Annotated in this window: 8 protein-coding genes and 1 pseudogene; 2 read left to right on the top strand and 7 right to left on the bottom strand. The window is 44.0% G+C overall.

The genetic code is table 11. The features are described 5' to 3' along the window. Positions 1-71: 71 nt before the first annotated feature. The 6 genes and pseudogenes from AC4II3_RS27990 to AC4II3_RS27965 all read right to left on the bottom strand — a co-directional run bounded on the left by AC4II3_RS27990 (position 72) and on the right by AC4II3_RS27965 (position 8,281). Positions 72-2,054 (bottom strand): WD40 domain-containing protein, encoded by a 1,983-nt coding sequence (locus AC4II3_RS27990; protein WP_488014338.1) that lies wholly within the window; start codon positions 2,052-2,054, stop codon positions 72-74. A 31-nt stretch (positions 2,055-2,085) separates the two neighbouring features. Then, entirely contained in the window at positions 2,086-4,482 is a 2,397-nt protein-coding gene (locus AC4II3_RS27985) for a heavy metal translocating P-type ATPase (RefSeq protein WP_488014340.1), read from the bottom strand. A 236-nt stretch (positions 4,483-4,718) separates the two neighbouring features. Next, positions 4,719-5,384 carry a glutathione S-transferase family protein gene (locus AC4II3_RS27980; RefSeq protein ID WP_488014342.1) on the bottom strand — a complete coding sequence of 222 codons (666 nt, stop codon included), beginning with the start codon at positions 5,382-5,384 and terminating at the stop codon, positions 4,719-4,721. Between the two features lie 274 nt (positions 5,385-5,658). Next, complete coding sequence (locus tag AC4II3_RS27975; protein ID WP_488014344.1) at positions 5,659-6,999, bottom strand: cytochrome P450; 1,341 nt, start codon at positions 6,997-6,999, stop codon at positions 5,659-5,661. A 78-nt stretch (positions 7,000-7,077) separates the two neighbouring features. Continuing rightward, positions 7,078-7,306, bottom strand: a pseudogene (locus tag AC4II3_RS27970) (addiction module antidote protein). A 399-nt stretch (positions 7,307-7,705) separates the two neighbouring features. After that, the gene (locus AC4II3_RS27965) at positions 7,706-8,281 is read right to left on the bottom strand and encodes a TetR/AcrR family transcriptional regulator (protein WP_488014352.1); all 576 of its coding nucleotides are present in this window, start codon (positions 8,279-8,281) and stop codon (positions 7,706-7,708) included. 41 nt (positions 8,282-8,322) lie between these two features. Between AC4II3_RS27965 and AC4II3_RS27960 the strand changes: the two genes are divergently transcribed. Further along, positions 8,323-8,814, top strand: coding sequence for a hypothetical protein (locus tag AC4II3_RS27960; RefSeq protein ID WP_488014346.1), 492 nt, complete (start codon positions 8,323-8,325; stop codon positions 8,812-8,814). A 221-nt stretch (positions 8,815-9,035) separates the two neighbouring features. Further along, positions 9,036-9,635 (top strand): response regulator transcription factor, encoded by a 600-nt coding sequence (locus tag AC4II3_RS27955; RefSeq protein WP_488014348.1) that lies wholly within the window; start codon positions 9,036-9,038, stop codon positions 9,633-9,635. Between the two features lie 299 nt (positions 9,636-9,934). Here the strand turns inward: AC4II3_RS27955 and AC4II3_RS27950 are convergent, their stop codons facing one another. Next, positions 9,935-10,156 carry a hypothetical protein gene (locus AC4II3_RS27950; protein ID WP_488014350.1) on the bottom strand — a complete coding sequence of 74 codons (222 nt, stop codon included), beginning with the start codon at positions 10,154-10,156 and terminating at the stop codon, positions 9,935-9,937. Between the last annotated feature and the right edge of the window lie 90 nt (positions 10,157-10,246).

Raw genomic sequence — 10,246 nt, 5'->3', positions numbered from 1 at the left:
TTGCCTATTGCCTATTGCCTATTGCCTATTGCCTATTGCCTATTGCCTATTGCCTGAAGCAAGCTAGGTATCTAGCGCCAAATCTTGATGGTGTTGTCGAAACTACCACTGGCAAGAGTTCTGTTATTCGGACCAAAAGCAAGAGCATGAATGGTGTCTGAATGACCGTTGAGAGTGCCAATTTCTTGAGTTGTATCAACATCCCATAGCTTTATAGTAGTATCTGCACTACCACTAGCAAGGATTTTGCCACTACGGTCAAATGCGATCGCATAAACCCAACCATTATGTCCGTTGAGGGTGGTAATTTCCTGGGCAGTGCTAATATCCCAAAGCTTGATAGTACCGTCAGCACTAGCACTGGCTAGGGTCTGTCCATTGGGAGTGAACGCGATCGCAAGCACGTCGTCTGAATGCCCTTCAAAGGTGTGCATTTCCTCATCACTTAAGGCACTCCACAGCTTGATGGTAGCGTCAGCACTACCACTAGCAAGGATTTTTCCATCTGGGCTAAAGGCTACTGAATGAATCAATGATGAATGTCCTGTCAGAGTAGTGAGTTGCTTTAGGGTACGAACATCCCAAAGCTTAATGGTGCCATCGCTACTGCCACTGGTAAGGTGGTATCCTTGGGGGTGAAAGGCAATGGAATTGACCTCACCGGAATGCCCTGTGAAGGTGGAAATCTCCTTACCATTACGCACATTCCAGAGTTTGATGGTCTCGTCAGCGCTACCACTAGCAACAGTCTTTCCCTGAGGACTAAATGCCACAGCACGCACTTCAGCGGAATGCTTAGAAAACCAACCTCCAAAGGTAAGGATTTCCCAGGCTGTGTTTAACTCCCATAACTTGATAGTTTTGTCCCTACACCCACTGGCTAGGGTACGTCCATCAGGGCTAAAGGCTACAGAATAAATTTCATCGGAATGACCTTTGAGAGTGGTTGCTGCAAAAACGATAATCCTGGGATTACCTCTTGGTGGCCTAGAGTTAGTTTTTAGATTAGTTTTACCAGTTTTACCAGTTTTACCAGTAAATTGGGGAGTTAGTTGATTACGGTGGAATGGCTCCCAGGTAAGACCAGCTTCGGTTTCTTGGGTGATTCCTAAATCGTCCATCACTGCGATCGCGGATTGATACCTGAGCTTGATGGAACTCTGAATCATTGTGTCGAGAATCCGACTCAATTGTCTACTGACAGGATTATGAACCAAAAAATCCCGCCAAACAAAGCCATTTTCCATTGGATCGTATAAATTAAATGGCTGAGTTTGGGTCAATAAATGAATGCAGGTGACTCCTAAACTATAGATATCACTGGCAAATACTGCTTTACCAAAGATTTGTTCGGGAGCCGCATAACCAGCACTACCAATAGTTGTGCCAGTTTTGGCTAAGGTAGTGGCTGTGGCATACTTGGCTGCACCAAAATCTACCAATACCAGGTCTGGGGGAGTGATAACCCCCTGCCTAGCACTGGGGCGGAGGATACGACGACGAATGATATTCTCTGGCTTGATATCCCGATGAATTACTTTACCTTGGTGGATAAAGTTGAGCACTGGTAACAACTGACTCAGGAGTCTACGAATCTGAGCTTCTCGGAATGGTCCAGTTGCTGCCAACTCTTGAGCTAAATTTTCCCCATGGATAAATTCCTGAACTATGTACCAGTGATGATCTTGTTGAAAATGGGCGAAGAGTTCAGGAATCTGGGGGTGTTTGCCCAACTGTTCCAAGCGCAAGGCTTCCTGGTGAAATAATCGAGCAGCTCTGGTTAGATGATTGTTAGCTTGATTGTTAGCTTGATTGTTAGCTTGATTGTTAGCTTGATGATTACCTTGGGGGTAAAATTGCTTAATCACACAGTAGGATTTAGAGGCTTTTCCCTCGTCGATGGCCAAAAGGGTTCTGCCAAAGCCTCCTGCTGCAATCAGCTTAATAGCTCGGTATTGCTGTCCTAACAAGAGTTTAGTGCCGCAAGTTTGGCAAAACTTGTTGCCATCAGGATTGTAAGGCTTAGGGCAGTTGGGATTGAGACAGTAGCTCACAGAAACAACTGGTTAAATTATTTCTATTGTTTCATAAGCTAGAAATAGGTTTAAATTTCCGTAAGCGCAATGCATTAGTTACCACAGATACTGAACTAAACGCCATCGCTGCACCAGCAATAATGGGATTGAGTAACCAGCCAAAGATCGGGAATAACACACCAGCCGCAATCGGAATTCCTAGTACATTGTAGATAAAGGCAAAAAAGAGGTTAGTGCGAATGGTGCGGAAGGTAGCACGACTTAGTTGAATGGCTGTAATGATGCCTTGTAAATCTCCCGAGATTAGGGTAAGGTCAGAGGCTGCGATCGCAACATCAGTACCTGTACCAATGGCAATCCCCACGTCTGCTTGAGCCAGAGCTGGGGCATCATTAATCCCATCCCCTACCATTGCTAAAATTTTGCCTTCTTTTTGGAGAGTAGAGATGATGCTAGCTTTTTGATCAGGTCGGACTTGAGCAAATACCCGATGGATGCCAACCTCGTTTGCGATCGCATCAGCAGTTTGTTGATTATCTCCCGTTAGCATTACTACCTCTAATCCCAACCGCTTCAAGGCTTTCACCACCTCAGCTGAAGCAGGTTTGAGGGCATCCGCAATGCCCAAAATGCCTTCAACTTTACCATCAACTGCGATCCAAACTACCGTCTTACGGCTCGCCTCCCAATCCCCCTGATAGTCTGCTAAAGACCGATCCGGTTGCACCATCACATCTGTGTCAATCCCTAATTCTTCCATCCATCGTTTTGTCCCAATCTGCACCAATCTCTTGCCCTTGAGCCCATCATCTGTGAGTTCGGAAGAGAAGAGGGGATGATCGTGATCAACAATTGCCTGTACCCCACTGCCAGCAACAGCAGTAAAATTCTCGGGTGTTGGTAATTGCAATCCTATTCCCTGAGATTGGGCATAGCGCACCACTGCTTCAGCTAAGGGATGTTCGGAATGACTTTCCACTATTGCCGCTAGTTGCAGCAAGTTGATTTCATTGCTGCCGGTAAAGCTGCCCAGTTCTGACGAGGAGTCATAGATGCCTCCAACTGTAATAAAATCCGTTACCGTAGGTTTCCCTTCCGTTAGGGTTCCGGTTTTATCTAGCACGATAGTTTGCAGTTGATGAATCAATTCCAGACTCTCGGCATTTTTAATTAAAATCCCGTTTTCTGCGCCTTTACCGGTCCCTACCATCACTGCGGTTGGAGTAGCTAGACCTAAAGCACAGGGACAAGCAATGACTAACACCGCCACCATATTAATCATGGCTAGGGTAGGATTTCCTGTGGTCATCCACCAAACTCCAAAAGTAACCATTGCGATCGCAATCACTACCGGCACAAACCAACCTGTCACCTGATCTGCTAAGGTTTCAATCGGTGCTTTAGACCCTTGAGCCTGGTGTACTAACTTAACAATCTGTGCCAGTACGGTATCTTTCCCGACCCGAGTCGCCTGGAACTGGAAGCTACCGGTTTTATTAATCGTTGCTCCAATCACTTCATCCCCCGGCTGTTTCTTGACCGCAACACTTTCTCCTGTGACCATGGCTTCATCCACACTAGAAGCCCCTTCCATAACTATGCCGTCTACCGGAATAGTTTCTCCTGGACGCACCAATACCACATCCCCAACTTGCACCTGGGCCAAGGGAATATCCTGGGCTTGACCATGGCGAATCACACGAGCGGTTTTAGCTTGTAATCCCATCAACTTACGAATTGCTTGAGATGTCTGTCCTTTAGCCCGGTGTTCCAGCAATCGCCCTAGCAAAATCAGGGTAATCACTACAGCAGTGGTTTCATAGTACACAGGGAGAGTTACCCCTTGGGGTAGGAAAGATTTCAAAACAACCGGGGGCAACACTGTGGGAAACAGAGAATAGACATAGGCAGCACTAGTCCCAAGGGTGACTAGAGTATTCATATCTGCTGTTTTGTGTTTCCAGGCTTTCCATGCTCCAATCAAAAAAGACTGTCCACACCAAAACAGAACCGGTGTGGTTAATACCAGCTGTAGCCAAGGGTGATGTAACCAAGATGGAATCCAGGGAATAGATAATCCTGTCATCATCGGTAGTGAACCAATCACTAACACAGTACTAAGCACAGCACCGACAATGAATTTTCGTTTTAGGTCAAGGGTTTCGGCTTGACGTTGCAATTCGTGATCATCAGGCTGATCACTGATATCCTCGATCGGGAAAGCTTGGTAGCCAGCATCACTCACTGTCTGTTGAATCAGTCTGGTTAGTTGCTGGTTAGTTTTTTTGGAGTTAGTTTCCTCGGTATTGTAGGTAATACTAGCTTCTTCTGTACCAAAATTGACCCTGCACTCTACTACATCTGGAACCCTTTGAATCAGGGTTTCAATGCGTCTGGCGCAACCAGCGCAGCTCATTCCTTGTAAACGAAAGCTTTGTTGTGTCATGATTGACCCTCACCCTACGGTTAAAGGATAAACGCTCTAGTAGAGTGGAGAGTCAAGGGTATGAGTGTTAGTGCTTAGTGAGGGAACAGCGGATCTGGGAACAGGGAACAGAGAAAAAATCCTATTTACCTCATAGTTATGAAAAACGCTGTAATCTGAGTTACGTCTGCATGATAGTTGACCGCTGACCGCTGACCGCTGACCGCTGACCGCTGAATGCTTACATTTACTGTGTCTTATTTTCCCCCAGTCAGTTCACGAGTACGCAGTTTTACTAGAACTTTGACTCGCCGCTTGAATTGTTTAAAATCTTCTGGACTTAATTCTGTTTTCTGCCATGGTTCCCGTTGCATCAATCTTTTAAACCACTGATCCATGTTAGGATAATCAGTAAGATTAATCTCTAACTTCAGCAATAACGATATTGCTGCTCCAGCAACGATATCTCCTAAGGTTAACTGATCCGAAGCAAAGTAAGGGCTATTTCCTAGTAAGTCGGAGAAAAATTGTAGTACTGTCTCTAGCTTCTGCTTGGCTCGTGTAAATTGTGGTGAATCTTCCTTTTGACAGATTAGTTGAACTACTGGGGGAAATAGCTCATTAGCTGTCAACAATTGTACCATCCTTACCTTGGCTAATGCCTCTGGTGAAGTTGGCAGCAGCGCAGGTGTGGGATATTTTGCTTCCAAGTAATCCATAATTGCCAAGGATTCTACTAACCGCAAACCGTCATCTTCCAGAACTGGAATGTGATGAAAGGGGTTAATTTCTAAAAATTCTGGTTGAAATTGATCGCCATCTAATTTAATTAATACTGTTTCAAAGGTAAGGGTTTTTTCTAGTAACGTGAGCCAGACACGACGAACATTGGGCGAGAGGGTATTGTAGTATAATTTGAGCATCGATTATTTATTCTGACGTTTACCTTTGAAGTTTAGCTTAAGTTGACCGAAAAAAAGGATTGCGCTTGCTTATTAAAAACAAAGGTTAGTTCTGAACATTTTTTGATAGTATTTAAACTCAAACAAATAGCTAGTGCAAAGGTATAGAAACTAATAGAATAACTACACTCTTAGTTTCTTCGCCTATCCTACAAAGCGTTATAGATATAGAGCGTGATCAGGAAAACTTCCGTAAATTCTATTACTTTTCCTTTTCCTCCACTAGCTTATTTACTTAAGAGCCTACTCTACGGCTAAAGTTAACCTTAAGTCCATCCCGGGGATGGGGAGTTGGCATCACCACCATTTCTAAATCTTGACCTGGCACTAATTTCCAGTCATAATCCCGGAGCAATTGAGCCGCGAAAATCTTCATTTCTAATTTGGCAAACTCCCTGCCTAAACATTCCCGTAAACCACCACCAAAGGGGATATATCCAAAGGTTTTTTGTTTATCTTCTGTCCTTTCTGGCCCAAACCGATCTGGGTCAAAGCGTTGATGATCTTGATAAATTTTCTGATTGTTGTGGGTTTCGGTAATTTGGCACAGTATAGTCCAACCTTGAGGAATCAAGTAACCGTTAAATTCAAAAGACTGAATAACCTTCCGAAAAAGACCACTAACAGGAGGAAGTATGCGCAGCACTTCTTTAAGCACTTGCTCTAGATAGGTCATCTGCTTGAGATGTTCCATGGTTAGGGGTTCTGAACCAGAAAATTGCTGTTGTTCAGCACGGAGATGGGCAAGAACATCTGGATGCTGGGCTGTCAACAGACAAAAGGATGCGATCGCAGAGGTTAAGGTTTCGTGGCCTGCCCACAACAACAGAAGCACTTGGTCTTTGATTTCATCCAAACTCAAGGAATTCCCCTGGTCATCCTCGGCTTGTAACAATAGTCCCAAGGCGTCCTCTCCGGGATTTTTCTGTTGCTGTCGCTGTTGGACAATGGTTTCGATATAGGTCAGCAATCCTTGACGAGCACCCAAGGCTTTACCAAACCTTGTCCAAGGTAAAGAGAGCGGGATACTGAACACTCCCTGAGAAAAGTTATTAAATAGTTGAGCTAGAGGGGTTTGGGAACCTGCATCAGTTCCCATCAGCAAGGTACTAGCGATCTCAAAGGTATAGTCCTGCAGTTGAGGATACCAGGTTAAGGTTCCCATCTGTTCCCATTTCTGGAGATAATTGCTAGTAATGTTGGCCATGGTGGGAATATAACTCGCTAATGCTCTCGGTTGAAACGCCTGGGACATTAACTTGCGGCGCTTTTGGTGGAATTCTCCCGTTTGGTTCGCCAGTGAGGCGGCTCCAAGTAAGATTTGCGTGCTTTTGGGCCAGATAGAAGCAACATACTTATTTTCGTTAGTAAACAGAAATTGATTCGCTTCTGCAGTATTGATCGTCACCGCAGGACTACCAAAAATGTGGGTTTTGTAGATGCCCCCATACTTGTCTAACCGCTTTTTGTGGAAATTTCGATCGGTTAAAAAGCTGATCGTTTCACCGATAATGGGTAAACAGACATTACCAGGGGGCAATGGAAGCGAACGCATATCTTGAGTAGTGGTTTCCATGGAAATAGGCAAGCTGCAGGGTCAAGACCTATTATCTCGTGCCTGATCCAGGGGAAACCCATTTTATAATGCAATACTTCATATCGGAGTAGCCCGCAACCGTAGACCAAGTGCCTGTATTACCTTGAGAACAGTGGCGAAATCTGGATTACTTTCCATTGACAACACCTCATCAAGACTTTCATGGCCGAGACCCGTTTCACTAGCAATTTGTGTCATTGCTTTGGAACGAGCAATATCCTCGCTTAGCAGCCACCACCAAGCCAGGATCCCCATCTTCAAGAGCAGCTTCGAGATAGGCAGCCATATCTTCTTTGGTCTCCAGATGTTCTGCCACATCCCAAGGATGGGTTTTGGGAGCAGGTCAGTTTTGTAAGAACAAAAGTACTATTAAGCCCTGAGACTTGGAAGTTTTTAGTTTCAGAACCCAAATTCTTTCATTGGCCTATGGCCACGCTACGCGAACAAAATGAAATGCATATAGGGCTAATGCTAGAGAAGCTGTTATAAAGTGCCAACGGAGCTGAATCTATTGCTATGGCTTACACACAAGCTTTAGAGTCGCTTATGTATCAAAACTTAACATAGTTCCGTTTTCAAACTTTAGTCAAAACTCCAGTTCTGAGGGGGCGGGTTTATAGCAATATCATCCTGCTACCCGACCATCTACAAACTTATGCCAAGACCTCTAAGCAGTCCATAAAACTCATCTGAGCAGCAAACTTAGGGCACGACGGACATAGGTTGTCCAAGATTCTATAGGCGGGAAGATCAATGCATAGAGCATGATGCCGCTCATGGTGTCAAAAACCAAGTCTGAATCTAAGTCTGTTGGAATTTCATTTCTTGTCTTTGCCCGTTCGATAATAACAGCAAAGGATTTTCGTCGGGGTTGTAGATATTTTTCCCAGTAAATTTGAGCCAACCCAGGATTGCTCGATGCACTACCGATAATCATGGCAACAGTCTGCCTTCCAAGTGGAGTAAGGGTTATTTGTGCGGCATTCTCAATGAGTGCATCTATGTCACTCCAAAGATTGCCTGTGTCAGGAATTAGCACCTCTTCCCGAATACTTTCAATTGCATCAGCAACCAGTTCATCTTTACTGCTGTAACGCCGGTAGATGGTTGTCTTACCTACTCCAGCACGAGCGGCGATGACTTCAATACTCATTGCCTCAAAGCCGACTTCTGACAACAATTCCAGTGCGGCCTTCAGCATGGCCTGGTGAGATGCTCTGCTGCGAGGCCTTCCTGGTGATTTCTTTCTAATATCATTCATAGATGTTATCATATTTCGATACGATACGGTCTCGAAACTATATGTCTCAAAAACCTCTTTATATGGACAAGCACAGTACTCAAACCCTGGGAGAAGGTCTAGTGGAGTACTATACTCTCAATCCACACGTTACTGATCCAGTGACACAACCTTCAGACTTCGGCAAAATCCTGCGAGCGCACGACATAGGGCATGTGATTTACGCTTGTGACACGGGAATGTACGATGAGCTAAAAATTCTGCCGCTATTTTGGTGGACGAGTAAATGTACGTTTCAGACCTACTTGAAAATGAAAAACTCCCCTGCTGTTGATGTGATGTACAAGGACATGATTAGGGAAAAAGGGGTGTTGTGGCTATACAGAGCAATCTTGAGAGTACTTCCTGGGGTAATTCTAGAATTAATTCCAATTTGGTTTAAAACTCGAAATCGTCAAAAATTACTGCCATTTCTTGAGTTTGAGCCGTTGCTTGATCGTTCTCTTTTGGATATCCGCCAGGAATTTGATCTGTTACCGTTTATAAAGGCCTAGTAAAGCTGATCATCATACTTGCTTCACGCTAACTATCAATTTTGATGGGTTTTATGATAGAAGCCCTCACTGTGAGGGAAAGTTGACTCTACAAGAAATTTAAAGGTCTGAAATTTGCAAATATGGACTACGCTGAAGGGCTATTTTTGCAAGGTTATCCTCAACGCTGACTAGTTTATAAATAGTTACAGTTCAAAATTGCTGCGTTTTTTTCATTAGTAGTGACTGATTTAATTCAAGTTATTGTCGCAGACGGCCATCCAATTTTTCGTGAAGGACTGGTACAGATTATCAAACGAACCAATGACATGGAGGTCATCCCAGAAGCAACAACCGGAGTTGAGGCTGTACACTTATTCCGTTTGCATCAGCCTGATGTCGCAGTCATGGATTTACGGATGCCAGAAATGGATGGAGTTCATGCAATTGCAACAATTCGTCAAGAGTTTCCTAACGCTTGCACCATGATTATCAGTAACTACAGCACTAGTGAAGAGATTTTCTTTGGTCTTCAAGCTGGTGCTAGAGGATACCTGCTGAAGACTATAACAGAGGTTGATTTAATCGATGCCATTCGTAGGGTTTATGGAAATCAAACCTACATTCCTTTTGAGGTGGGCACTAAGCTGGCAGAACAGATGAGTTACCCTCAACTTAGTGATCGCGAACGAGAAGTTTTGAAATTTCTGGGTGAAGGTAGAACCAATCAGGAAGTTAGTAGTCTGCTGTCAATTAGCGAAAGTAGCGTTAAATTTCATATTGGTAATATTTTTAGTAAATTCAGAGTGAATGATCGCACTGGGAGCAGGTCAATTTTGTAAGAACACTTGAACTACAAACGCTTGAAATACAGCGTTTTCGCGGCTTCAGTAGCAGTTATGAGTTATTTTAGTACATTTGTTCTGCGAATTTGACATGCTCCCTGGGTTTTGATGTTGGTCATGACCATCTCCTATAGCAAAGGGAACAGGGAACAGGGAACAGGGAGTAGGGAATATGGCATCAAAATTATCTCAATTCCTACACGGATTGCTATATAACTCTTGTGCTAGATCTAGGGCTGTCTTGATGTCACCACTCCTGACGCCAAACTATTCAATCATGGAGTTATATACCAGAATTATTCATCAAGGTGCTGCCTAATTTCTTCGATGGAGATACCTGCACCAGGTTTGACATTAGCGGAACGTTCATCAATAAAATTCATCAGTTCCAGATTCTCACGAGTTAGTATAATTTCCTCCTCAAAATCCTCTTCTTCACCAATCTCAAACACGTGAGCAAGGACTGGCTTACCTAATAAAATGTTGGGATTGGAATCAATGTATTCTATCCAATTCATTATGATTATTTCTTGAAGTATATTGATAGTTAACTATCTAACAGGGGGACAACGAGGCATGAAAGTCTTATGTAGTGAGAGATACAGCAG

Source organism: Moorena sp., assembly GCF_982860115.1.
The sequence above is the reverse complement of the archived record's forward strand: the minus strand, read 5'-3'. Positions and strand labels throughout refer to the sequence as shown.